Origin of the sequence: Clostridium sp. Marseille-P3244, assembly GCF_900120155.1 — a bacterium.
Classification (GTDB): Bacteria; Bacillota; Clostridia; order Lachnospirales; family Lachnospiraceae; genus Mediterraneibacter.
The window spans coordinates 2,097,691-2,121,254 of sequence record NZ_LT635549.1 but is presented as its reverse complement, the minus strand read 5'-3'; the positions used below and the strand labels follow the sequence as shown (position 1 = coordinate 2,121,254).

General features: G+C 47.6%; 25 protein-coding genes and 1 pseudogene. 25 read left to right on the top strand and 1 reads right to left on the bottom strand.

Going from position 1 to position 23,564, the window contains the following annotated elements; all coding sequences use genetic code 11:
* Nucleotides 1–25 precede the first annotated feature (25 nt).
* The 25 genes and pseudogenes from BQ7367_RS11900 to yhbY all read left to right on the top strand — a co-directional run bounded on the left by BQ7367_RS11900 (nucleotide 26) and on the right by yhbY (nucleotide 21,953).
* A complete protein-coding gene (locus tag BQ7367_RS11900; protein WP_072525634.1) occupies nucleotides 26–1,444 on the top strand; it encodes an RsmF rRNA methyltransferase first C-terminal domain-containing protein in 1,419 nt (472 codons plus the stop codon).
* Nucleotides 1,441–2,199 carry a pseudouridine synthase gene (locus tag BQ7367_RS11895; protein ID WP_072525633.1) on the top strand — a complete coding sequence of 253 codons (759 nt, stop codon included), beginning with the start codon at nucleotides 1,441–1,443 and terminating at the stop codon, nucleotides 2,197–2,199. Before BQ7367_RS11900 ends, BQ7367_RS11895 begins: the two co-directional genes overlap by 4 nt.
* Complete coding sequence (locus BQ7367_RS11890) at nucleotides 2,193–2,873, top strand: HAD family hydrolase (protein ID WP_072525632.1); 681 nt, start codon at nucleotides 2,193–2,195, stop codon at nucleotides 2,871–2,873. Before BQ7367_RS11895 ends, BQ7367_RS11890 begins: the two co-directional genes overlap by 7 nt.
* Nucleotides 2,874–4,751, top strand: a complete 1,878-nt coding sequence (locus tag BQ7367_RS11885; protein WP_072525631.1) for a YgiQ family radical SAM protein — start codon at nucleotides 2,874–2,876, stop codon at nucleotides 4,749–4,751.
* A 4-nt stretch (nucleotides 4,752–4,755) separates the two neighbouring features.
* On the top strand, nucleotides 4,756–5,523 hold the full coding sequence (locus tag BQ7367_RS11880) for an SDR family NAD(P)-dependent oxidoreductase (protein WP_072525630.1): 768 nt from the start codon (nucleotides 4,756–4,758) through the stop codon (nucleotides 5,521–5,523).
* Complete coding sequence (locus BQ7367_RS11875; RefSeq protein ID WP_072525629.1) at nucleotides 5,520–6,098, top strand: hypothetical protein; 579 nt, start codon at nucleotides 5,520–5,522, stop codon at nucleotides 6,096–6,098. The genes BQ7367_RS11880 and BQ7367_RS11875 overlap by 4 nt, the downstream gene beginning before the upstream one ends.
* Before the next feature lie 39 nt (nucleotides 6,099–6,137).
* A complete protein-coding gene (locus BQ7367_RS11870) occupies nucleotides 6,138–7,127 on the top strand; it encodes an RluA family pseudouridine synthase (protein ID WP_072525628.1) in 990 nt (329 codons plus the stop codon).
* A 1-nt stretch (nucleotide 7,128) separates the two neighbouring features.
* Entirely contained in the window at nucleotides 7,129–7,662 is a 534-nt protein-coding gene (locus tag BQ7367_RS11865; protein ID WP_072525627.1) for a Holliday junction resolvase RecU, read from the top strand.
* A 73-nt stretch (nucleotides 7,663–7,735) separates the two neighbouring features.
* A complete protein-coding gene (hisZ, locus tag BQ7367_RS11860; RefSeq protein WP_072525626.1) occupies nucleotides 7,736–8,986 on the top strand; it encodes an ATP phosphoribosyltransferase regulatory subunit in 1,251 nt (416 codons plus the stop codon).
* A gap of 13 nt (nucleotides 8,987–8,999) precedes the next feature.
* Nucleotides 9,000–9,644, top strand: a complete 645-nt coding sequence (gene hisG / locus BQ7367_RS11855) for an ATP phosphoribosyltransferase (RefSeq protein WP_072525625.1) — start codon at nucleotides 9,000–9,002, stop codon at nucleotides 9,642–9,644.
* Nucleotides 9,645–9,680: 36 nt separating this feature from the next.
* A complete protein-coding gene (gene hisD, locus BQ7367_RS11850; protein WP_072525624.1) occupies nucleotides 9,681–10,982 on the top strand; it encodes a histidinol dehydrogenase in 1,302 nt (433 codons plus the stop codon).
* A gap of 16 nt (nucleotides 10,983–10,998) precedes the next feature.
* Nucleotides 10,999–11,589 (top strand): imidazoleglycerol-phosphate dehydratase HisB, encoded by a 591-nt coding sequence (gene hisB / locus BQ7367_RS11845; RefSeq protein ID WP_200786735.1) that lies wholly within the window; start codon nucleotides 10,999–11,001, stop codon nucleotides 11,587–11,589.
* A pseudogene (locus BQ7367_RS15025) lies at nucleotides 11,558–11,989 on the top strand (HisA/HisF-related TIM barrel protein); the annotation flags it as partial. The gene hisB and the pseudogene BQ7367_RS15025, both read left to right, overlap by 32 nt.
* Nucleotides 11,990–12,274: 285 nt before the next feature.
* On the top strand, nucleotides 12,275–12,889 hold the full coding sequence (gene hisIE / locus BQ7367_RS15020; RefSeq protein ID WP_442855403.1) for a bifunctional phosphoribosyl-AMP cyclohydrolase/phosphoribosyl-ATP diphosphatase HisIE: 615 nt from the start codon (nucleotides 12,275–12,277) through the stop codon (nucleotides 12,887–12,889).
* Between the two features lie 198 nt (nucleotides 12,890–13,087).
* Complete coding sequence (locus BQ7367_RS11835; RefSeq protein WP_072525621.1) at nucleotides 13,088–13,408, top strand: hypothetical protein; 321 nt, start codon at nucleotides 13,088–13,090, stop codon at nucleotides 13,406–13,408.
* A gap of 97 nt (nucleotides 13,409–13,505) precedes the next feature.
* Nucleotides 13,506–15,365, top strand: coding sequence for a TIGR03960 family B12-binding radical SAM protein (locus BQ7367_RS11830; protein WP_072525620.1), 1,860 nt, complete (start codon nucleotides 13,506–13,508; stop codon nucleotides 15,363–15,365).
* Nucleotides 15,355–16,077, top strand: coding sequence for a TIGR03936 family radical SAM-associated protein (locus BQ7367_RS11825; protein ID WP_072525619.1), 723 nt, complete (start codon nucleotides 15,355–15,357; stop codon nucleotides 16,075–16,077). Before BQ7367_RS11830 ends, BQ7367_RS11825 begins: the two co-directional genes overlap by 11 nt.
* A 2-nt stretch (nucleotides 16,078–16,079) precedes the next feature.
* Nucleotides 16,080–17,300, top strand: a complete 1,221-nt coding sequence (locus BQ7367_RS11820; protein ID WP_072525618.1) for a ribonuclease E/G — start codon at nucleotides 16,080–16,082, stop codon at nucleotides 17,298–17,300.
* 42 nt (nucleotides 17,301–17,342) lie between these two features.
* Nucleotides 17,343–18,662 carry an aspartate kinase gene (locus BQ7367_RS11815; protein ID WP_072525617.1) on the top strand — a complete coding sequence of 440 codons (1,320 nt, stop codon included), beginning with the start codon at nucleotides 17,343–17,345 and terminating at the stop codon, nucleotides 18,660–18,662.
* A 12-nt stretch (nucleotides 18,663–18,674) separates the two neighbouring features.
* Complete coding sequence (locus BQ7367_RS11810; protein ID WP_072525616.1) at nucleotides 18,675–19,094, top strand: CBS domain-containing protein; 420 nt, start codon at nucleotides 18,675–18,677, stop codon at nucleotides 19,092–19,094.
* 114 nt (nucleotides 19,095–19,208) lie between these two features.
* The gene (gene rplU / locus BQ7367_RS11805; RefSeq protein ID WP_072525615.1) at nucleotides 19,209–19,517 is read left to right on the top strand and encodes a 50S ribosomal protein L21; all 309 of its coding nucleotides are present in this window, start codon (nucleotides 19,209–19,211) and stop codon (nucleotides 19,515–19,517) included.
* Nucleotides 19,518–19,528: 11 nt separating this feature from the next.
* Nucleotides 19,529–19,861, top strand: a complete 333-nt coding sequence (locus BQ7367_RS11800; RefSeq protein ID WP_072525614.1) for a ribosomal-processing cysteine protease Prp — start codon at nucleotides 19,529–19,531, stop codon at nucleotides 19,859–19,861.
* A 5-nt stretch (nucleotides 19,862–19,866) separates the two neighbouring features.
* A complete protein-coding gene (gene rpmA, locus BQ7367_RS11795; protein ID WP_072525613.1) occupies nucleotides 19,867–20,151 on the top strand; it encodes a 50S ribosomal protein L27 in 285 nt (94 codons plus the stop codon).
* A 140-nt stretch (nucleotides 20,152–20,291) separates the two neighbouring features.
* Complete coding sequence (obgE, locus tag BQ7367_RS11790) at nucleotides 20,292–21,575, top strand: GTPase ObgE (RefSeq protein ID WP_072525612.1); 1,284 nt, start codon at nucleotides 20,292–20,294, stop codon at nucleotides 21,573–21,575.
* An 84-nt stretch (nucleotides 21,576–21,659) separates the two neighbouring features.
* Nucleotides 21,660–21,953, top strand: coding sequence for a ribosome assembly RNA-binding protein YhbY (gene yhbY, locus BQ7367_RS11785; RefSeq protein WP_072525611.1), 294 nt, complete (start codon nucleotides 21,660–21,662; stop codon nucleotides 21,951–21,953).
* A gap of 149 nt (nucleotides 21,954–22,102) precedes the next feature.
* Here the strand turns inward: yhbY and BQ7367_RS11780 are convergent, their stop codons facing one another.
* A complete protein-coding gene (locus BQ7367_RS11780) occupies nucleotides 22,103–23,365 on the bottom strand; it encodes an IS110 family RNA-guided transposase (protein WP_072524512.1) in 1,263 nt (420 codons plus the stop codon).
* Between the last annotated feature and the right edge of the window lie 199 nt (nucleotides 23,366–23,564).

Here is a 23,564-nt window from a genome sequence, read left to right as displayed (position 1 = left end):
TACTATCCACTGTGGAGGAGAAAAAATGGATCTGCCAGCACTGTTTGAAGAGAAGATGAAGCGCCTTCTGGGGCCGGAATATGACAACTATTTAAGCTGTTTTAACGAGCCGCGTCACTATGGCCTTCGTGTAAATACATCTAAAATTTCTGTGGAAGATTTTTTGAAAATCGCGCCGTGGCATCTGGAGCCTGTTCCATGGATCAGGAACGGGTTTTATTATGATGGAGAAAAAGATCAGCCTGCAAAGCATCCTTATTACTTTGCGGGACTGTATTATCTTCAGGAGCCAAGTGCCATGACTCCTGCCGACCGGCTGCCGGTGGAACCGGGTGACCGGGTTCTGGATTTGTGCGCGGCCCCGGGCGGAAAAGCCACAGAACTGGGCGCCAGACTGATGGGAGACGGACTCCTGGCAGCCAATGACCTGAGTGCGTCCAGGGCCAGAGGATTGTTGAAAAATCTGGAACTGTTCGGTGTTGGGAATCTGCTCCTTCTGTGTGAGGAGCCAGGGCGTCTGATCCCGTATTTCTACGAATACTTTGATAAGATCCTGATCGACGCGCCGTGCTCCGGTGAAGGAATGTTCCGGAAGGATCGGAAGATGATCCGGGCGTGGGAAGAACATGGACCGGACTATTTTTCCAAAATCCAGAAAAGCCTTATCACACAGGCTGCCCAGATGTTGCGGCCTGGAGGCATGCTTCTGTATTCAACCTGCACCTTTTCTCCGGAAGAAAATGAACAGACAGTAGAGTATCTTTTAGAGAAGGATTCTAGGTTTGAGGTCTGTGAGATGAAAGGATATGAAGGATTCTGTCAGGGAATCCCTGAAATGGCTGCCGGGGATTTTGCTTTAAAAGAGGAACTCAGAAAGACAGTGCGTATATTCCCTCATAAAATGAAAGGAGAAGGGCATTTTCTGGCCTTGCTTAAAAAGAGGGCAGACCGGAATTCTGAGGAGAAAACAACTGCAGGTTCTGTCTGGAATCAGCCAGGAAGATCAGGCAAGTCACAGTTGCCCGCGGAACTGACGGAATTTCTCTCTTTACTAACCCGAAATTTAGATTCGGAAAGGATCAAGATTCGTGGAAGCTCTGTATATTACATGCCGGAGCGCCTTCCCGATCTGAAAGGGATCCGGTTCCTGAGGACAGGCCTTCTTCTTGGAGAACTGAAGAAGAAACGATTTGAGCCGAGCCAGGCGCTGGCCATGAACTTGAAGAAAGAAGAATATGCATTTACCATTGACTTTTCTTCACAGGACGACCGGGTGATCCGGTATCTTAAAGGGGAAACTCTGGATGTATCGGACCTGGTATCTGCAGATGAAAAGGGCTGGTATCTGGTCTGTGTGGACGGTTATTCACTGGGATTTGGCAAACTGTCCGGCCAGACACTGAAGAATAAATATCTTCCCGGATGGCGGTGGCAGTCACTATGAAGATTCGACTGGATAAATATCTGGCCAATATGGGATATGGGACAAGAAGTCAGATAAAAAAGGCCATTACAGAAGGAAGTGTCACTGTAAATGGATCCATCGTGAAACGGCCTGAGACAAAGGTAGATACAGAAGTGGATACCGTATGTTTTTCCGGGAAACCGGCAGCATACAGATCTTACGAATATTATATGATGAACAAACCTGCGGGAGTTGTCTGCGCCACACAGGATAAAAAAGAACGGACCGTACTTGAACTGCTGGCGGACAATCGAAGGAAAGATCTGTTTCCCACAGGAAGACTGGACAAAGACACAGAAGGGCTGCTCCTGATCACAAACGACGGAGATCTGGCACATCGTCTTTTGTCTCCCGGGAAACATGTGGATAAGGTCTACTTTGTCAGAGTCCAGGGACGGCTTGATTCAGATGATATAGAAATGTTTGCCAGAGGACTGGATATAGGAGATAAGAACAACACACTTCCGGCGGAATTAAAGATCATAACTTCCGGCGAGACATCTGAGGCAGAGGTTACGATCCGGGAAGGAAGATATCATCAGATCAAACGCATGTTTCACTCTGTCGGAAAAAATGTTCTTTATTTGAAACGGCTTCGCATGGGGAGTCTGGTTCTCGATGCGACACTTGGGCCGGGCGAATACCGAAGGCTCACGGAGAAAGAGACAGAGGAGCTGCGGCAGGGAAACGCCGCAGCAAAGAATGGCAGTGTAAAAGGAGACTTGCTATGCTGAAAGGGAAAAAAGCGGTTATTTTTGATATGGACGGGTCCCTTGTGGATTCTATGTGGATCTGGCCGGAAGTAGACCGCGTTTACATGGACAAATATCATCTTACAGCACCGGAAACATTTCACAAGGATATTGAAGGGAAAAGCTATACGGAGACAGCACAGTATTTTGTGGACACATTTGACGGTCTTGGACAGACAGTAGAGCAGGTAATGAAAGAATGGCGGGATATGACCATCCGTCTCTATGCCACGAAGGTGTTCCCCAAACCCGGAGTGATGGAGTTCTTGGAAGAAATGAAGCGGCAAGGCGTGAAGCTTGGCATTGCCACCAGCAATAACCGGGAGATCGCTCAAGCAGCTCTTACTGCCAGAAATCTTGGAAAATATTTTGACTCTGTCCGTACCTCGTGTGAGGTATCAGCAGGAAAACCTGCTCCGGATGTCTATCTGAAAGTGGCAGAAGATCTTAAAGTGGATCCCCGGGAATGTCTTGTGTTTGAAGATGTACCAAACGGTATACTGGCGGGAAAGGCGGCCGGCATGGAAGTATGCGCTGTGGATGATGAGTTTTCCAGACCGATCGAAGAAGAAAAGAAGCGTCTGGCAGATTATTTTATCCGTGATTTTTATGATATCATGAACCAGACATTTGAAGAGTGCGGGAGTTTTCACTGAATGGAACGCAGATTTTTACCGTTAAACAGATCAGAGATGGAAGAAAGAGGATGGGACCAGGTGGATTTTGCCTATGTGATCGGCGACGCGTATGTGGACCATCCTTCCTTTGGACACGCGATCATTTCCAGGGTACTGGAGTCCCGTGGCTTTCGAGTGGGAATCATCTCCCAGCCGGACTGGAGAGATCCGGAAAGTATCTCAGTCTTCGGCGAGCCAAGACTTGGATTTCTTGTATCGTCCGGTAATATGGATTCTATGGTGAATCATTATTCTGTGTCCAAAAAGCGAAGAAAAACTGACGCCTATACCCCGGGAGGAGAGATGGGACGGCGTCCGGATTATGCCTGCGTAGTATATTCCAATTTAATCCGGCGGACCTATAAAGATAAACCCATTATCCTTGGAGGAATTGAGGCCAGTCTGAGAAGACTGGCTCACTATGACTACTGGTCGGACCGGCTGAAACGCTCAATCCTTCTGGATTCCGGCGCAGATCTTATTTCATATGGAATGGGAGAACGGTCCATCGTGGAGATCGCGGAAGCTCTCGATGCGGGACTGCCCATCCGGGAGCTGACTTATATTGACGGCACTGTGGTGAAAGTCAGAGACAAAGAACGGATCGAGGACGCAAAATTCCTTCCTTCTTTTGATGAACTAAAGAAAGATAAGAAAAATTATGCTGCCAGTTTCTATACGCAGTACCTGAATACAGACGCTTATAACGGAAAGCGCCTGGCAGAACCTTATTCCGATCATCTCTGGGTCGTGCAGAATCCGCCGGCAAAGCCCTTAAGCATGATAGAAATGGATGATATTTATGCCCTTCCCTACGCCAGGACCTACCATCCTTCCTATGAAAAGAAAGGGGGAGTTCCCGCGGTATCAGAGGTACAGTTCAGTCTGATCAGCAACAGAGGCTGTTTCGGGGGATGCAGCTTCTGCGCGCTGACGTTTCATCAGGGACGTATCGTTCAGACCAGGAGCCAGGATTCGCTGATCCAGGAGGCAAAACAGATAACAAAGGAGAAGGATTTTAAAGGGTATATCCACGATGTGGGAGGCCCTACGGCGGATTTCAGGCATCCCGCCTGCGACAGACAGCTTGACCATGGAGCCTGCCAAAACCGCCAGTGTCTGTTCCCCCGCCCCTGTCCAAATCTGGACGCGGATCACAGTGATTATGTGCAGCTTCTCAGAAAACTGAGAGAAATCCCGGGAGTGAAAAAAGTTTTTATCCGTTCCGGAATACGGTTTGATTATGTACTGGCCGACAAGAAACAGGAATTCTTAAGAGAACTGTGCGAGTATCATGTAAGCGGGCAGCTTAAGGTAGCGCCGGAGCATGTGGCTGAACCGGTCCTGAAGCTGATGGGAAAGCCGGAGCACAGTGTTTACGAAGAGTTTGCCCGCCGGTTTCGCCGGATGAATGAACAGCTTAAGAAAAAGCAGTACCTGGTACCTTATCTGATGTCTTCTCATCCGGGATCTACCTTGAAGGAGGCGGTAAAACTGGCTGAATTCTGCCGGGATCTGGGGTATATGCCGGAGCAGGTACAGGATTTCTATCCGACACCGTCCACGCTTTCTACCTGCATGTATTATACCGGTCTGGATCCCCGGACGATGAAACCGGTCTATGTCCCGAAAAGCCCTCATGAAAAAGCAATGCAGAGGGCACTCATCCAGTATCGGGATCCCAGGCTTAGATCTCTGGTAAAAGAGGCGCTGGAAAAGGCAGGAAGGACGGATCTGATCGGGTACGGTCCCAGATGTCTGATCCGGCCGGACCGGACTTGCCCGACCGAAAAAACAGAACAGAAACGACAGAGAAAAAAGAAAACCATTCGTAATATTCATAAAAAAATGAGGTGACGAAATGAAAGCAGCAGTAGTGACCGGCGCTTCCTCCGGGATAGGGAGAGAATTTGTCCGGCAGCTCGGATATTTTTACAAAGACCTGGATGAGATCTGGGTCATTGCAAGAAGACGGGAACGTATGGAACAGCTCCGGAAAGAGAGCCGGGTTCCACTCAGGATCTTCGAGGGAGATCTTATGAAGAAACAGGTATACAAAGACTATCACCGGGCTCTCAGGGAATACGTCCCGGATATCCGAATGCTGGTGAATGCGGCGGGATTCGGGAAAAGCGGAAGTTTTACCGAGATCGCGGGAGAAGGGAAGCGGATCCAGACAGATATGATCGATCTGAACTGCCGGGCCCTGACCCGGATGACACAGATGACGCTTCCATATATGAAACAGGGAAGCCGTATTATTAATCTTGCTTCTGCCGCTGCCTTCTGTCCGCAGCCGGATTTTGCCGTGTATGCCGCAACAAAATCTTATGTGCTGAGCTTTTCCCGGGCTCTGAGAGCTGAGCTGAAATCCGGCGGCATCTATGTGACCGCAGTATGTCCCGGCCCGGTAAAGACAGAATTTTTCACAGTAAGCGGAGAGCTTTCCGGCGTTCTGAAAAAGCTGTCCCTGGCAGAAGCTCCCGCGGTAGTCCATAAGGCATTAAAAGACAGCCGGAAGAGACGGCCGGTATCTGTCTACGGGATCAGCATGAACGTGGCGCGAATTGGCGCAAAATTATTGCCCCATGGACTGATCATCGGGGCGGAGGAGTTGTTCATGAGATGAAAAAGAAAGTAAAAGGTACACCGGGCTATCTGGATTATAAAAAGAAAGTAGAGATCATCCAGACAGTCATTTATTTTGGCATCGTAGCAGCGATCTTTATTCTTGGATATACGCAGACCGGTACCAGACTCAATGTACTTACTGTAGTGGCGGTCCTTGGATGTCTGCCCGCCTCCAAAGCACTGGTAGGCGTGATCACCCGACTCCCGTACCGTTCTATTGACAAAGCGAAAGCAGAAGAGATCGCGGAGCGGACCGGACATCTGACTGTCTGTTATGACATGATAATTACAAGCAGAGAAAAAGTCATGCCTGCAGACTGTATCGTGATCTCAGAACACCATGTTTTCGGTTACACACATTATGAAAAAACGGATCTGAAAAAGCTGGAGGAACATATCCGATCTCTTCTTACGGAAGGAAATTATAAAGGGCTCACAGTTAAGTTTCTCCGGGAGTATAAACCATTCCTGTCGAGGGCCGAAGGACTTGACAATATTGCCTCTGTCGAAAAGTCTGACGGGAAGGAAAAGGAAGAAGAGATACGCCGGATCATTCTGAGCAGCTCAATGTAAAGAGAATGCTGGCGGAGAAAGGCAAAGGAGAAGAAATCGATGAAGGAGATCGTGATCCGGCCCAATGAGGCGGGACAGCGCCTGGACAAATTTCTCGGGAAATATATGGGGAAGGCTCCCAGAAGTTTTCTCTATAAAATGCTCAGGAAAAAGAATATCACACTGAACGGGAAAAAAGCCCGGGGCAGTGAGATCCTGTCTGAGAAAGACCAGGTAAAACTGTTTCTCTCAGACGAGACCATCAAGAAGTTCTCAGAGGGAAAAGAAAAGACAGATTACCAGCTTTCAGACAGGGAAGTACCGGTCAGACTAGACATATTATACGAAGATGAACATACCGTTTTTATAAACAAACCGGTGGGAATGCTGTCACAGAAAGCCGGTGCGGATGACAGATCTCTTGTGGAATATCTGATCCTTTATCTTCTTGACAGCGGGCAGATCACAGAAGAAGAACTCCGGACTTTCCGTCCTTCGGTATGCAACCGTCTGGACCGGAATACCAGCGGGATCGTGGCAGCCGGGAAAACCCTGTCTGCGCTTCAGGAATTGAGCGCCATGTTCCGGGATCGGAGCATAAAAAAATATTATCTGTGTCTGGTCAGCGGGATCCTGACAGAAGGCAATCGGATCAGCGGGTATCTGGTCAAGGACAGAAAGACGAACCGCGTGCGGATCAGCCGGGAACCTGTAAGAGACGCTTCCCGGATCGAAACCGAATACCGGCCCCTTCGTTCTGGATCAGACACCACACTGCTGGAGGTTCATCTGATCACAGGAAAGACTCATCAGATACGGGCTCATCTGGCGTCTTCAGGGCACCCGCTCATCGGAGATTATAAATACGGAGACCGGACGGTAAATGACAGATACCGCAGGGACTATGGCCTTTCTTCTCAGATGCTCCATGCGGCAAGACTGTATATTCCCGAATGTTCCGGCACTTTGGCCCGGCTCTCAGGCAAAGAGATCACAGCCCCTCTGCCAGGCCTTTTTCTGGATATATGCCAAGACAAAGGAGTACTATGACATGGCTACATGGAATTCAAGAGGATTAAGAGGCTCTACGCTGGAAGAATTTATCAACCATACAAATGACCGTTATTCAGAACTGGGGCTTGCCCTCATCCAGAAGATTCCCACCCCCATTACTCCGGTAAAGATCGATCAGGCCAGCAGGCATATCACACTGGCATATTTTGACAAGGTAAGTACGGTGGACTATATCGGCGCGGTCCAGGGCATCCCGGTCTGTTTTGACGCGAAAGAGTGCCGTGTGGATACATTCCCTCTTCAGAATGTACATGAACATCAGGTGGCCTTTATGGAAAAATTTGAGCGGCAGGGGGGAATCTCCTTCCTGCTCATCTACTACAGCACAAGAGATGAACTTTATTATATGAGATTTGAACAGCTGAAAAAATTCTGGGACAGAGCAGCTTACGGGGGAAGGAAAAGCATCCGTTTCGAAGAGCTGCACCCTGCATGGTTTATGAAACTTTCCAATGGATATTTCGTTCCCTACCTGGACTTTATCCAGAAGGATCTGGAATGCAGGGATTGACAGATATCAGGAAACTTCGTATAATGACAAGAGATTTTAACGTAGTAGCACAGTAAAGTGAAAGGACGGCCAAATGGAACAGAAACTCCATACCCCGGAAGGTGTCCGGGACATTTACAATAAAGAATGCGAGACAAAGCTTACGCTGCAGAAAAGACTGAGCAGAGTACTTCACCTTTATGGTTATCAGGATATACAGACTCCTACCTTCGAATATTATGACGTGTTCCGTGAGGAGATCGGGTCTACTTCGACTCAGGAATTATATAAATTTTTTGACCGGGAGGGAAATATCCTGGCTCTGAGGCCGGATATCACGCCTTCTGTGGCCAGGGCAGCCGCCACTCTTTTCGAAGAGGAAGATTTTCCGGTGCGGCTTTGTTATGCCGGTAATACGTTTATTAATCATACCAGCTATCAGGGACGTCTCAAAGAAAACACTCAGCTGGGAGCCGAATTGATCGGCGCGGATTCTGTTGAGGCAGATGCGGAGATGCTGGCAATGGTGGCGCACGGTCTGAAACAGGTGGGACTGGAAGAATTTCAGATCAGCCTTGGACATGTGGAATTTATCCGCAGTCTTCTGAAAGCAGCAGAATTCACTCAGGAAGAAAGCAGGGAGATTCTTGCTCTTATTACGAACAGGAACTTTTTCGGAGTGGAGGAAATGCTGGACGGACGCAGGATAAAGTCTTCGGTAAGAGAGGCATTTTGTATCCTTCCGGAGTTGACGGGAGGACCGGAGATCCTGGAGAAGGCCTTGAAAGTGGCTCCTGATCTGAATGCCCGTCTTGCCATTGGCAGGCTCCAGCATATTTTCCGGCTTCTCAAACTGTACAAGGCGGATGACCATATTACCTTTGACCTGAGTATGAGCGGTAATTACGGGTATTATACCGGTATTATCTTCCGTGCCTACACATACGGAACAGGAGATGCCATTGTCAGAGGCGGAAGATATGATCATCTGCTCGAAAAATTCGGAAAGAATACGCCCTCTATCGGGTTTGCCATCATCCTGGACGAGCTGATGAGTGCTCTCGGGCGCCAGAAGATTTCCGTAGATACGATTCAGCGAAATCTTCTCGTTTATACGGAGTCCACCGAAGAACAGGCATTTTCCCTGGCCTGCAGTTTCCGGGAAAAGGGCCGCAATATTGAACTGATCAAACGGGAGATCGACGAGGAACGGTCCGGATATGAAGACTATGCCCGGCGCACGTCGGCCGCGGCCATGCTCTATCTCAGGGATGATCAGAAAATCGAAATGCTGAATCTGCGCACCGGTGAGGAAAAACTCGTAGATTTAAAAATGCAGGGATAAAGGAGCACGGTATATGAGATATTTGACATTTGCCCTCACGAAGGGACGGCTTGCCAGCAGCACCATTGAAATGCTGGAAAAGATCGGCATCACCTGTGAGGAGATGAAAGACAAGGATTCCAGGAAGCTGATCTTTGTAAACGAAGAGTTAAAACTGAAATTTTTCCTGGCAAAAGGACCAGATGTCCCCACCTATGTAGAATATGGAGCCGCCGATATCGGTGTTGCAGGAAGAGATACGATTATCGAGGAGGGCCGTAAAGTACATGAAGTACTGGATCTTGGTTTCGGGAAATGCAGGATGTGTGTCTGCGGACATGAGGACGCGGCAGAACTTATGAAACATCATGAGCTGATCCGCGTTGCCACAAAATATCCGAAGATCGCGAAAGACTATTTTTATAACAAGCGGCACCAGACAGTGGAGATCATCAAGATGAACGGTTCGATCGAGCTTGCGCCCATCGTAGGACTTTCCGAGGTGATCGTGGACATTGTAGAGACAGGCTCCACGCTGAAAGAAAACGGCCTTGTTGTCCTGGAAGAGGTGTGTCCCCTTTCTGCCCGCATGATCGTCAATCCGGTCAGCATGCGAATGGAGAATGAACGGATCAAGAAGCTGATTACGGATCTGCGGACGCTGCTCACAGGAGAGTAGTGAAGAGTTCAAAGCAAGAGAATACAGGAGGGAAATATGCGGATTGAAAGACTGGATCAGGATACCAAAAAAAATCTGCTGGAGGTTCTGCTCAGGCGCAGTCCTGCCAGTTATGTAACATACGAGGCAGATGTCCGGGATATACTGGACGCGGTGAAGGAGCGGGGAGACGCCGCCCTGTTCGAATATACAGAAAAATTTGACAAAGCTGTCATTGACGCCTCAAATATCCTTGTCACCGGCGAGGAAATCAGGGAAGCCTACGAGACAGTGGATTCTTCTCTTGTTGCTGTCATAAAAAAGGCACTTGTGAATATCAGGGACTATCATCAGAAGCAGATGCAGTACAGCTGGTTTGACAGCCGATCAGACGGCACGATACTGGGACAGAAAGTGACACCCCTTCAGAGGGTGGGTGTCTATGTCCCCGGAGGAAAAGCCGCATATCCTTCTTCTGTCCTTATGAATATTCTGCCGGCGAAAGTCGCTGGCGTAGACGAGATCATCATGGTGACTCCTCCCGGGAAAGACGGAAAGGTCACCCCAACAACACTGGTCGCCGCAAATGAGGCGGGAGCGGACAGAATTTACAAAGTGGGAGGAGCGCAGGCGATCGCTGCTCTGGCTTATGGGACAGAAAGTATCCCAAAAGTGGATAAGATCGTCGGGCCCGGGAATATTTATGTGGCTCTGGCTAAAAAGGCTGTATACGGCCATGTCAGTATCGATTCCATTGCCGGCCCCAGTGAGATCCTGGTCCTTGCGGATGAGACGGCAAATCCACGCTATGTGGCAGCGGATCTGCTCTCACAGGCCGAGCATGACGAACTGGCCAGCGCCATCCTTGTGACAACTTGCATGGAACTGGCAGAGAAAGTATCCGACTGGACAGACCGGTTCATAAAAGAGCTGTCAAGAGGGGAGATCATACAGAAGTCTCTGGATAATTACGGACATATCCTGGTTGCGGACAGCCTGGAGGAGGCCATTGAAGCGGCAAACGATATTGCTTCAGAACATCTGGAAATTATGACAGCGGCGCCTTTTGAAGTCATGACGAAAATCAGAAACGCAGGCGCGATCTTTATCGGTGAATCTTCGAGTGAACCGCTGGGAGATTATTTCGCAGGACCAAACCATGTCCTTCCTACAAATGGAACGGCCCGGTTCTTCTCCCCGCTGTCTGTGGATGACTTTATCAAAAAGTCGAGCATTATCTCATATTCCAGGGATGCGCTTGAGAAGATCCATGAGGATATCGAGACATTTGCCAGGGCAGAACATCTGACTGCCCACGCCAATTCCATCAAAGTCCGGTTTGACGGAAACGATAAATAGCAGGGAGGTGCAGAAGATGGACAAAAGGATCGGAACTTGTAAAAGGAAAACAAAAGAAACAGATATCGCCCTTACGATCAACCTGGACGGACAGGGGGACAACCAGATCGATACCGGGATCCCGTTTTTTGACCATATGCTGGATGGCTTTGCCCGGCATGGACTGTTTGATCTGAATGTCCGGGTGAAAGGGGATACAGAGGTGGACAGCCACCATACGATAGAAGATACGGGGATTGTCCTCGGCCAGGCTATCGCGGACGCGCTGGGCGCCAAAGAAGGCATATCTCGGTACGGCTATTTTATCATGCCCATGGACGAGGCCCTCGCTCTGTGCGCCATCGATCTTTCCGGACGCCCCTATCTGAAATATCAGGCAGATTTTACGGTCCCCAGCCTGGGAGGCCTGGATACAGAGATGGTGAGAGAATTTTTCTACGCGGTTTCCTACAGCGCCGGAATGAACCTGCACCTGAAGATCCTGGAGAATGGGAACAATCACCATATGGCGGAAGCCCTGTTCAAGGCATTTGGAAAAGCTCTTGATATGGCAGTATCGAAAGAACCCCGGATAAATGGGATATGGTCTACGAAAGGTACACTCTAGAAAAAGGAGAAAGGATATGACTTATAAAAGACTGACCCCGTGCATTTTCATCGATCACGGGAAGGCAGTAAAATGGTTCGATGACAGAACTCTTATCACGGAAGATGTCATCGCACTGGCAAAACAGTACAGTGAGCGGGGAGCAGATGAACTGATCGTCTTTGATCTTTCCAGTTCAGATGAAGATCATGAGGAAGCCATCGGACTTATGAAAAAGATCAACCGGGTCATCAGCATTCCCATGACCGCGGGCGGAAATATACGAAGGGCCGAAGATGTAAAAAAATTGCTCTACGCCGGGGCAAAACGGGCGATGCTTAATTTTTCAAAGCAGATTTCCATCAGCCTGATCGAGGAAGTGTCTAAAAGATTCGGGAAACAGCGTATCGCTGTCTCGCTGAATGATTTTGACGCGCTTTTCAAGCAGCAGCATCTGATCGAAGAGTACAGCACAGAGATCGTGTTCATGCACAGACTGGATCTGAATTCCGTAATGAACGTAACCGAGGTTCCCTGTGTTGTCCTGACGGACACAATGGAACAAAGTGAGATCCTTCGTATCCTGAAATCAGACGGCGTTAAGGGAGTGTCCGGTATGTTCATCAGCAGTCTGGACATGGATTTCAATGCTTTTAAAAATGTATGTACAGATGCGGGCATCCAGATGACTTCCTTTGAGAGTATGATGGATTTTTCAGAGTTTAAACTGAACGAAAACGGTCTGATTCCGGTCATCGTGCAGGACTATAAAACAAGCGAAGTGCTGATGATGGCTTATATGAATGAGGATGCCTTTGAAAATACAGTCAAAACAGGCCGCATGACCTACTACAGCAGGAGCAGGAAATGTCTGTGGGTTAAAGGCGAGACGTCGGGGCATTTTCAGTATGTCAGGTCCCTCTCCGCGGACTGCGACAGAGACACGCTCCTGGCCAAAGTAGAACAGGTAGGCGCTGCGTGTCATACAGGCAACCGTTCCTGTTTCTATACGACGATCGTAGGAACAGATTATGATGTAAAAAGCCCATTACAGATTTTTGAGTCCGTATATGATACCATCCTGGACCGCAGGCAGAATCCGAAGGAAGGTTCCTATACCAATTATCTGTTTGACAAAGGTCTGGACAAGATCCTGAAAAAGGTGGGAGAAGAAGCCACGGAGATCGTCATTGCGGCAAAAAATCCAAATCCGGAAGAAGTAAAATATGAAATTGCGGATTTCCTCTATCACGCCATGGTCCTTATGGTAGAGCGGGGTGTGACGTGGGAGGATATCACGGAAGAACTGGCTGACAGATGACAGAGAATGGAAAGAAATCCAAAAGAAAAGGAAATGTGCACCCGGACGGAGTACGGTTCTAACAAATATGACAGGGACATAGGATATTGTAACTGACAATACCTTATGTTCCTGTTCCGCTTTCTGTGAAAGTTGGTAAACCAGCGGACAGGAGCAGAGGAAAGGCTGATTGTCATATGAGGAAAGGAAGAAATGTCCATGAATGATTCGGAAATGCGCCGCAGGGAACTCCTCAGACAGACCCGTAAGCTGTATGACGACCGAAGAGAGATTCCGGCCATACATCCCAGGTATGGCAGAATCTATCACGATCTATATAAAGACTCTGCCGAAGAGCCGGATCGAAACGGAGGAAGTTTTTATTTCCGTCTGGTGATTGGAATCCTGTGTTTTATCTGTTTCGTATATATGGATCAGAATAATGCAGGTGTGGCAAAGGTAAACAGTACGTCCATTGTAGAACAGATAGAAAGAGATTTTGATATAGATACAGTCATTGAAGCTTGGAAAAAACTATAGAACCTTATGCTGATTCCAATGTTGACTTTTTCTCATTTAAGCTTTATATTCATTAACAGTTGTAAACTTAATGTCTCCGATGATAAGGTGCTTATAAATGAGAAAATTAGCTTTGAACGATGAAATTTTATTGAATATCGAGAAGCCCGCCCGGTATATCGGCGGAGAGGTAAACTCTGTAATGAAAGGCAAAGGGAAAGTGGATATCCGTTTTGCCATGTGCTTTCCGGATGTCTATGAGATCGGCATGTCCCATCTGGGTATCCAGATTCTGTATGATATGTTCAACCGCAGAGAGGATGTATGGTGTGAGAGGGTGTATTCTCCTTGGACGGATCTGGATCAGATAATGAGGACGAAGAAGATTCCTCTGTTTGCTCTGGAATCTCAGGATCCGGTCCGGGAGTTTGATTTCCTCGGCATTACGATCCAGTTTGAGATGTGTTATACCAATATTCTTCAGATTCTGGATCTGAGCCAGATCCCTCTCTATGCTTCCCAACGTACGGAAAACGACCCTATCGTGATCGGAGGCGGTCCCTGTACTTATAATCCGGAGCCGCTGGCGGCATTTTTCGATATTTTCTATATTGGCGAGGGAGAAACTGTCTATGATCAGCTTCTCGATGTCTATAAAGAATGGAAAAGTTCAGGAAAAACCAGAACCGAGTTCCTGGAAAGCGCGGCACAGATCGATGGGCTTTATGTGCCCCGGTTCTATGACGTGGCCTATCATGCAGACGGCACACTTAAGGCCTTTACGCCAAACAATAAGAAAGCGCCCCACACGGTAAAGAAGCAGGTCGTTATGGATGTGACGGACAGTCCCTATCCAATGAAGCCTGTGGTTCCATTTATTAAAGCAACTCAGGATCGTGTGGTCTTGGAAATTCAGCGTGGGTGTATCCGTGGCTGCCGTTTCTGTCAGGCGGGGATGATCTACCGGCCCACAAGAGAGCGGGATGTGGAAAAACTGAAAGAATATGCCCGTACCATGTTGAAAACTACCGGACATGAGGAGATTTCCCTAAGCTCTCTAAGTTCCAGTGACTACTCCTCTTTGAAAGAACTGGTCACGTTTCTTATTGATGAATTTAAAGACAAAGGGATTAATATCTCCCTTCCATCCCTGCGCATTGACGCCTTCTCTCTCGATGTCATGAGCCGGGTCCAGGACATCCGGAAGAGCAGCCTGACCTTTGCGCCGGAAGCCGGCTCCCAGAGGATGCGAAATGTGATAAATAAGGGCCTGACAGAGGATGATATCCTGGAAGGGGCGGGACAGGCATTCGAAGGCGGCTGGAACAAAGTAAAGCTGTATTTCATGCTGGGCCTTCCCACAGAGACAGAGGACGATATGCGTGAGATTGCCAGACTGTCTGACCGGGTGGCGCGAAAATACTATGAAATCCCGAAAGAGCAGAGAAACGGGAAATGCCAGATTACGGCAAGTTCTTCTTTCTTTGTCCCGAAACCGTTCACGCCTTTTCAATGGGCAACCATGTATCCGGCGGATGAATATACCAGAAGGGCGTCCATCGTAAAGGATGAATTTCAGCAACAGCTGAACCGAAAGAGCCTCAGATATAACTGGCATGATGCTCAGACAACGGTTCTGGAAGGCGTGATGGCCAGAGGAGACCGGAGAGTCGGACGAGTCATTGAGGAAGCCTATCGCCTGGGCTGTCTGTTTGACTCATGGACAGAGTGCTTTGACAATGATCTGTGGATGAAGGCATTTGAAACTACCGGAGTGGATATTGGATTTTATAATCAGAGGCAGAGAGAGCCAGACGAGATTTTCCCCTGGGATTTTATCGATATCGGAGTAAGCCGAAACTTTCTGTACCGGGAGTGGGAGAAAGCAATGAAGGGAGAAGTCACGCCCAACTGCAGAGAGCAGTGTTCAGGCTGCGGCGCAGTTTCATTCGGAGGAGGAGTGTGCTATGAAGGCTAGGATTAAGTTCAGGAAATACGGACCGCTGCGTTTCATCGGGCATCTGGACGTCATGCGCTTTTTCCAGAAACTGATGCGGCGTTCGGACATTCCCATCGCATTCACCGGCGGATACAGTCCCCATATGATTATGTCCTTTGCCAGTCCTCTGGGAATCGGTTTATCCAGCGACGGGGAATATCTGGATATTGAGCTGACGTCCCCTGTGGACAGTCTGGAAGCGGTTAAACGGATGAACGCAGAATGTGTGGAGGGAATTCAGGTTCTCAGCCTGCGCCGGATTTCCGATGAAAAGAAAATGACCGGGATGACGATTCTTTCCGCCGCGGATTATCTCGTTTCTTTAAAAAACGGATCCCTGCCGGATGACTGGAAAAAGAGATTTGAAGATTTTATGTCCGCTCAGGAGATCCGTGTCCTGAAACAGACCAAGCGCAGTGAACGGGAAGTAGATATTCGCCCGCAGATTTTTCAATGGGCATTCCAAGGAGATGACATTTATCTTCAGCTGGCGGCCGGAAGTTCAGTAAATTTAAAACCGGAGCTTGTTATGGACACATTTCTTTCCCGATGTGGCATTCCGGAAGATACCGCTGTTTTTGCCTGTCACAGGCTGGAAATGTATGCGTACCGCAAATCGGAAGAGGATAAGAAAACTCTTGTCACCCTGGAATCTTTAGGAGAAGAGATGGTGCTGGTAAAGGAGTACTGAAGATGGAGCGCAAGATCCTGATTGAAAAAAGAGAAGGCCGGATACGTACATATTTCCTGGAAGACGGAGAGGTGGTTGAGATCCACAGTGCACCGTCAGATGAGAGGAACACGGAAGTCTGCAGGCTGGGAGATATCTATATCGGAAAAGTAAAGAATATTGTCCATAATATCGGAGCAGCCTTTATCGACATCGGAAATGGAGTAACCTGCTATCTGGATATAAAAAATTCTGAGAAAGCGGTCTTTACACACAAATCAGGGAAAAAACCTCTCTGCATCGGAGACGAACTGGTAGTACAGATCAGTCGTGAAGCAGTAAAGACAAAGGCTCCCACAGTAACGGGAAATATCAGTTTTCCCGGAAGATACGCTGTGCTTACTCACGGAAATACCAGGATCGGTGTATCCTCCAAGATTTCCAAATCCCTGCGGGAGGAATATAAAGAAAAGCTGTGTGGCTATAAAAATGACTGTTTCGGCCTTATTATCCGTACGAATGCAAAAGACGTTCCCCTTTCTGAAGTGATGGATGAAATCAACTGTCTGAAGGCAGAATATGAATCTCTTAAAAAGACAGCTCCCTTGCGCACTTGCTTTTCCTGTCTGAAATCAGCTCCCCCTTCTTATATTTCCGATCTGAGGAATGTGTACATGGAAGGAATGAAGGAAATCCTGGTAGAAGACAGAGAATTGTATACAAGAATACATGATTATTTTGAAAGAGAACAAAAAGATAAACTGCAATTTCTGAATCTGTATGACGATCCTTTTTACCCGATGGATAAGCTCTACAGTACAAAAACCATCCTTGAAAGAGCACTGAAAGAACGGGTGTGGCTCAAAACAGGAGGGTACCTTGTCATCCAGCCCACGGAGGCTCTGACTGTTATTGACGTGAATTCCGGAAAGACGGTTTCCAAGGCCGGCAGTGAAGAAGGAGCGCTTAAAGTCAATCTGGAAGCCGCAAGAGAAGCGGCCAGACAGATCCGTCTGCGCAACCTTTCCGGGATCATTCTTGTTGATTTCATCAATCTGAGCTCTGAAGAAAATACCCGCCGGCTTTTACAGGAATTCCGTTCCTGTCTCGGGAAGGATCCGATCCAGACCTCACTTGTGGACATGACTGCGCTTGGACTTGTGGAGATTACCCGGAAAAAAGTACGGAAATCTCTTTATGAACAAGAAGATTTTCATTTACAAGACTCCGGAGCGGAGTTATAATATTGTACCGAGAGTGTGTCACAGATTGGAGGAAAAATAAAAATGAAAAAAGTAGTGAAGTTCGGGGGAAGCTCTCTGGCAAACGCGGAACAGTTTAAAAAAGTAGGGTCCATTATCCATGAGGATGACAGCAGACTGTATGTGGTCCCGTCCGCGCCCGGAAAACGCTGCCCAGACGACACGAAAGTGACGGATATGCTTTATGCCTGTTACGAAACAGCTGTCAGAGGTGAGGATTTTTCCGGACAGCTAAAGGAAATACATCAGAGATATCAGGAAATTATCAATGGACTGAACCTCGATTTTTCATTGGACAGTGAGTTCGAGGATATCGCAGAGAATTTCCGCGCGGGAAGCGGAAGAGATTATGCTGCTTCCAGAGGAGAATTCTTAAACAGCAAGATCATGGCCGCGTATCTTGGTTATGAATTTGTTGATGCCGCGAAAGCGGTCCGTTTTAACGACGACGGAACCTTTAATGACGAAGTGACCAACCAGCTTCTGGGAGAATGTCTGAAGGAGAAAGAAAATGCGGTGATTCCTGGATTTTACGGGGCAAAAGAAGACGGGACGATCGTGACATTTTCCCGGGGCGGCTCCGATATCACAGGTTCTCTCGTAGCTCTGGCCATTCATGCGGACCTGTATGAAAACTGGACGGATGTATCCGGATTTCTGATCGCAGATCCTAGGATCGTGAAGAATCCGAAGTCCATTGAAACGATCACATACAAAGAACTTCGAGAGCTTTCCTATATGGGTGCCAGCGTCCTTCATGAAGACGCGATCTTCCCGGTACGGAAAGCCGGGATTCCCATCAATATCCGGAACACCAACGCTCCCCAGGACAAGGGAACTTTGATCGTAGAGGGAACCTGCCGTCAGCCCAGGTACACCATTACAGGGATTGCCGGAACAGACGGATTTGTCTCTATCACGATTGAAAAAGCCATGATGAACTCTGAGATCGGATTCTGCCGCAAGGTACTGCAGGTTTTCGAAGACAACGGAGTGTCCATCGAGCATATGCCTTCCGGCATTGACACAATGACAATCTTTGTAAATAAAGAAGGTTTTGAGGACAAAGAACAGAAAATACTTTCAGACATCCACAGAGCGGTGTCTCCGGATCATGTGGAGCTGGAGTCCGGTCTGGCGCTGATCGCTGTCGTAGGGCGGGGCATGAAATCCACCCGGGGTACTGCCGGCAGGATTTTTTCCGCACTGGCCCATGCCCATATCAATGTTAAGATGATCGATCAGGGTTCCAGTGAGCTGAATATCATTGTGGGCGTAAAGCACGAAGATTTCAAAAATGCCATACGGGCATTGTATGAAATTTTTGTCCTCACACAGATTTAAGGAAAGAGCTGTATGAATATCTTATTTTTTTTAAAGCCAAAAAATGAAGTCGCGTTTGTTTATGATCACGGGACTCTGCGGCAGGTTCTGGAGACAATGGAATATCATAAGTATGCCTCCATCCCCATGCTGAATAAAAACGGAGAATATGTAGGAACCATTACAGAGGGAGATCTTCTCTGGGGAATCAAGCGATATACCAATCTGAACCTGCGGGAAGCGGAAACTATTTTTATCCGTGATTTTCCCAGGAAGGCAGATTATAAAGCGGTATCTGCCGATTCAGATATGGAGGATCTGATCCAGAAAGCAATGAACCAGAATTTTGTCCCTGTTGTGGACGACCAGAAAAAGTTCATCGGAATCATTACACGCAGGAGTATCATCGAATATTGCTATGAAAAGCTGAAAAAAAGCGACAGCTCCTATTGACTTGATGAAAAGCAGTATGTTATACTATACCAGTATGCCGCACAATGAGGTTTTTAAGTTCCATATACGACATGGACACCGTAATTGGCGAGTAATGATAATAGGAGGTGCCATATGTACGCGATTATTGCAACAGGTGGTAAACAGTACAAAGTAGCAGAAGGCGATATCATCAAGGTGGAAAAGCTTGGTGCTGAGGCCGGAGCAACTTATACATTTGACCAGGTGCTTGCAGTAAACAATGACAAGCTGGTAGTCGGAACCCCGACTGTCGAAGGCGCAACCGTAACCGCTTCTGTAGTCGGTGACGGGAAAGCGAAGAAAGTTGTTGTTTACAAGTATAAGAGAAAAACCGGATACCACAAGAAAAACGGGCACAGACAGCAGTATACAGCTGTTAAGATCGACAAGATCAACGCATAAGTATTATCTGTATGATCAAAGTAACGATTTACAAAAACAGGCGACATGAATACACAGGATTCGACGTGTCCGGACACGCAGGGTACAACGATTCCGGCAGAGATATCGTATGTGCCGCTGTCTCTGCGCTGGTCATCAATACGGTGAACTCTGTTGAGCATTTTACCGGTGATAAGACCAGCTGTGTAACGGATGAGGACAACGGTGAGATTATTTTCCGTTTTGAACAGATCCCGTCCCATGATGCCTCGCTGCTCCTAGATTCCATGGTCCTCGGACTGGAAGAAATAGAAGACGGCAGTGAATATGAATCATACATTGATATTATTTTCAAGGAGGTGTAAGTACCATGATGAAAATGAATCTTCAGTTTTTTGCTCATAAAAAAGGAGTCGGCTCCACAAAGAACGGTCGTGATTCCGAGTCCAAGAGACTGGGTGCCAAGAGAGCTGACGGACAGTTTGTCAAGGCTGGAAACATCCTCTACAGGCAGCGCGGAACAAAGATCCATCCGGGCGTGAATGTAGGACGCGGCGGAGATGATACTCTGTTTGCTCTTGTAGATGGAGTTGTGAGATATGAAAGAAAAGGAAGAGATAAGAAACAGGTTTCTATCTATCCGGCAGCCGAATAATCGGACAGAAAAGTCCGGCCGGAACTTTTCGCTCGCATGACAGGCAGATACAGCCCCAGACAAAAGTCTGGGGCTTTTGTAACTGACAAATCATCTGATGGATCATCAGAAAGGAAAGGCCGTTAAGGCAGGGAGAGATTATGTTTGCAGACAGAGCAAAAATATATATCCGTTCCGGAAAAGGCGGAGACGGGCACTGCAGTTTCCGAAGAGAGCTCTATGTCCCCAATGGCGGACCCGATGGCGGGGACGGCGGACGGGGTGGAGATCTGATCTTCGAGGTGGATGACGGACTGAACACTCTGGCCGACTATCGCCACAGAAGAAAATATGCCGCCGGAGACGGAGAACCCGGAGGGAAACGGAGATGTCACGGAAAAGACGGAAAAGATCTAATCCTCTATGTTCCGGAAGGAACCGTGATCAAAGAATCCGTCACAGGGAAAGTGATCGCTGATATGTCCGGTGAAAATCGCAGACAGGTCATACTGAAAGGCGGAAAAGGCGGACTTGGCAATCAGCATTTCGCCACTGCCACCATGCAGGTACCCAAATATGCACAGCCGGGACAGCCTGCTCGTGAGCTGGAAGTAAACCTGGAATTAAAAGTCATTGCCGATGTGGGGTTGATCGGGTTCCCTAACGTGGGGAAGTCAACACTCCTTTCCCGGGTGACAAATGCGGAGCCAAAGATCGCCAATTATCACTTCACGACACTGAACCCAAATCTTGGAGTGGTAGATCTGGACGGAGCCAAGGGATTTGTTATGGCGGATATCCCGGGACTGATAGAGGGCGCATCCGAAGGGATCGGTCTTGGTCATGAATTTCTCCGCCATATTGAAAGAACAAAGCTTATGATCCATGTAGTAGATGCAGCCGGTACAGAGGGACGGGATCCGGTGGATGACATCTATAAGATCAATGAAGAACTGAAAGCCTACAATCCTGAAATCGCGCAGCGTCCACAGGTCATCGCCGCAAATAAGACAGATCTTATCTACGAACCAGAGACGGATCCGGTAGAGCGACTGAAAAAAGAATTTGAGCCTCAGGGAATTCGTGTTTTTCCCATTTCCGGTGCAACAGGGAAAGGGATATCCGATCTGCTTTATTATGTAAGTTCGTGTCTGGAGGAGATTAAGACGCCCCCGGTAATCTTTGAACAGGAATATTTTCCGGAAGATGAGCTTATCTATGAAGAACTTCCGTATACAGTGGAAGTGGAAGAGGGCATGTATGTCGTTGAAGGACCAAAGATCGAGAAAATGCTTGGATATACAAACCTGGATTCAGAAAAAGGGTTCGCTTTCTTCCAGAGATTCTTAAAAGAGACAGGAATACTGGACGAGCTCGAGTCAAAAGGGATCCAGGAGGGGGATACTGTGAAGATGTATGGCCTTCAGTTTGACTATTACAAGTAAAACACAGGAAGCTCTGACAGGAAAATAAATCTGGCAGGATGAGGATCATCCGGTCAGTGTACTCAGAAGAAGGAGAAAAGAGAAATGACAACAAAACAAAGGGCCTATCTGAAAAGTCTTGCCATGACCATGGAGCCGATCTTTCAGATCGGGAAATCCAGCATGACACCGGGACTGACTCAGGCGATTTCGGAAGCTCTGGATGCCAGGGAACTGATCAAGATCAGTGTTTTAAAGAACTGTGCCGATGATCCCAGGGAACTGGCCGAGATCATATCCGAGCGCACCCGTTCACAGATCGTCCAGATCATCGGAAAAAAGATCATTCTGTACAAAGAGGGAAAAGATGAAAAGAAGAAGATCAATCTCCCATTATAAAAGTATAATAGAGTCAGCCACCGAAAAAGAATGATCAGGATTAAAGGAGTTTAGTGTGAAAGAAAGTAGAGAACAGCCGAAAAATGGCGCACTGAAACAAGCTATTGAAAAATAGCCATTTGAAACAGGGTTGATTTTGTTGAAATACGCTAAGAAACAAGCTGCGACTCTTTTATAAGTCCCTCAGCAATTAAAAGTTTCATAGCCTGTTTGACAGCCTTTTCCTTCTGTTTGTTTTTCAGAGGCTCAGGCATATCAATCTGGTAAAGGTCGGTTGGATTCCAGGCTTCTCCTGTAGACAGCATATGGTAGATAGCCGTGAGGATCATCCGGGCGACCGCAATAATGGCACGCTTCTTACCCCGACGTTTCATGATGTGTTCATATTTGGCTTTGTAATAAGGAGATTTGTTGGATTTCACGGCTGCATGGGCAACTTGTACCAATGCAGGTTTAAGGTAGACGCCGGCACGTGTAATCCGGACAGATTTCTTCTTACCGGCTGACTCATGATTACCGGGAGTCAGGCCAGCCCAGCAGCATAAACGTTTGGAGTTTGAAAACTGTGTCATATCCGTACCAATCTCAGAGATAATCGTGATCGCGCTGCTGCGGTCTACTCCGGGGAGGGTACACAGTAACTGGACAGCATTTTCATAAGGTTCAACCAACGAATCAATCATAGAGTCTATATCTGAAATCGTGGATGTGATATAATCCATGTGTGCGTGGACGAGGCGCATGCGATATTTTTGGGCGTCAGTCATCTGATAACCTTCGATGGACTCAATGACACTCTCGGACTTCTTCTTAAGCGAACGAAGCAGTCTGGAGGATATTTCTTCGTGGTTGATGGAATTGTCGGACTGTTCGAGAAGGTAATCAATCACAGAGGTGGCTGATTTCCCGAAAATATCGGAAACAACCGAATCTAATGCGACATTACAGACGGTAAGCGCATTCTGAAACCGATTTTTCTCACTGCTCCTGCAGGAAGTCAGTTTATACCGGTATCTCGTAAACTCTCTGAGAATACGGATGGGTTTACACGGTATGTAACTTCCCGGCACAAGCCCCAGTCTGAACAGATCCCCAATCCATTTGGAATCCTTGGTATCATCCTTGTTCCCTTTGACAGCTTTGACCCATTTGGGGTTGGCGATAGTGACGTTTAATTCGTCTTCCAGAAGGTTAAACACAGGAATCCAATATTTACCGGTAGATTCCATACAGACATCACGGCAGGAATTATCCAACAGCCACTTTTTAAACTCAAGAATGGAGTTGTTGAAGGTGGAGAAGCGTTTCTTCTGATAAGAAGGCTGAACTCCGGAAGTAGTTTTGATGATGGTGGCAACGAGAAAAGATTTGTGGACATCGACGCCACAGCAGGTTTGATAAACAACTTTCATAGACAAAAGCTCCTTTCTGAAAAATAGAGAGAAGCCATTGACTGAACCACCACACATTTAACAAGAGTTAAAACAATTCTTAGTGTACGGTCTAACAGAGCCACTTATTTGTGCTTGCAAGGTGGAACTTACACTGATTTACATGCTGTCTAAAACGAGGGAGTTTTTACGACTCCTCCTCCCGTGCTTTGTAGTATAG

Coding starts and splice junctions, on each gene's coding strand:
- BQ7367_RS11900 (WP_072525634.1), top strand. CDS start 26: ATGGATCTGCCAGCACTGTTTGAAGAGAAGATGAAGCGCCTTCTGGGG.
- BQ7367_RS11895 (WP_072525633.1), top strand. CDS start 1,441: ATGAAGATTCGACTGGATAAATATCTGGCCAATATGGGATATGGGACA.
- BQ7367_RS11890 (WP_072525632.1), top strand. CDS start 2,193: ATGCTGAAAGGGAAAAAAGCGGTTATTTTTGATATGGACGGGTCCCTT.
- BQ7367_RS11885 (WP_072525631.1), top strand. CDS start 2,874: ATGGAACGCAGATTTTTACCGTTAAACAGATCAGAGATGGAAGAAAGA.
- BQ7367_RS11880 (WP_072525630.1), top strand. CDS start 4,756: ATGAAAGCAGCAGTAGTGACCGGCGCTTCCTCCGGGATAGGGAGAGAA.
- BQ7367_RS11875 (WP_072525629.1), top strand. CDS start 5,520: ATGAAAAAGAAAGTAAAAGGTACACCGGGCTATCTGGATTATAAAAAG.
- BQ7367_RS11870 (WP_072525628.1), top strand. CDS start 6,138: ATGAAGGAGATCGTGATCCGGCCCAATGAGGCGGGACAGCGCCTGGAC.
- BQ7367_RS11865 (WP_072525627.1), top strand. CDS start 7,129: ATGGCTACATGGAATTCAAGAGGATTAAGAGGCTCTACGCTGGAAGAA.
- hisZ (WP_072525626.1), top strand. CDS start 7,736: ATGGAACAGAAACTCCATACCCCGGAAGGTGTCCGGGACATTTACAAT.
- hisG (WP_072525625.1), top strand. CDS start 9,000: ATGAGATATTTGACATTTGCCCTCACGAAGGGACGGCTTGCCAGCAGC.
- hisD (WP_072525624.1), top strand. CDS start 9,681: ATGCGGATTGAAAGACTGGATCAGGATACCAAAAAAAATCTGCTGGAG.
- hisB (WP_200786735.1), top strand. CDS start 10,999: ATGGACAAAAGGATCGGAACTTGTAAAAGGAAAACAAAAGAAACAGAT.
- hisIE (WP_442855403.1), top strand. CDS start 12,275: ATGGATTTTTCAGAGTTTAAACTGAACGAAAACGGTCTGATTCCGGTC.
- BQ7367_RS11835 (WP_072525621.1), top strand. CDS start 13,088: ATGAATGATTCGGAAATGCGCCGCAGGGAACTCCTCAGACAGACCCGT.
- BQ7367_RS11830 (WP_072525620.1), top strand. CDS start 13,506: ATGAGAAAATTAGCTTTGAACGATGAAATTTTATTGAATATCGAGAAG.
- BQ7367_RS11825 (WP_072525619.1), top strand. CDS start 15,355: ATGAAGGCTAGGATTAAGTTCAGGAAATACGGACCGCTGCGTTTCATC.
- BQ7367_RS11820 (WP_072525618.1), top strand. CDS start 16,080: ATGGAGCGCAAGATCCTGATTGAAAAAAGAGAAGGCCGGATACGTACA.
- BQ7367_RS11815 (WP_072525617.1), top strand. CDS start 17,343: ATGAAAAAAGTAGTGAAGTTCGGGGGAAGCTCTCTGGCAAACGCGGAA.
- BQ7367_RS11810 (WP_072525616.1), top strand. CDS start 18,675: ATGAATATCTTATTTTTTTTAAAGCCAAAAAATGAAGTCGCGTTTGTT.
- rplU (WP_072525615.1), top strand. CDS start 19,209: ATGTACGCGATTATTGCAACAGGTGGTAAACAGTACAAAGTAGCAGAA.
- BQ7367_RS11800 (WP_072525614.1), top strand. CDS start 19,529: ATGATCAAAGTAACGATTTACAAAAACAGGCGACATGAATACACAGGA.
- rpmA (WP_072525613.1), top strand. CDS start 19,867: ATGATGAAAATGAATCTTCAGTTTTTTGCTCATAAAAAAGGAGTCGGC.
- obgE (WP_072525612.1), top strand. CDS start 20,292: ATGTTTGCAGACAGAGCAAAAATATATATCCGTTCCGGAAAAGGCGGA.
- yhbY (WP_072525611.1), top strand. CDS start 21,660: ATGACAACAAAACAAAGGGCCTATCTGAAAAGTCTTGCCATGACCATG.
- BQ7367_RS11780 (WP_072524512.1), bottom strand. CDS start 23,365: ATGAAAGTTGTTTATCAAACCTGCTGTGGCGTCGATGTCCACAAATCT.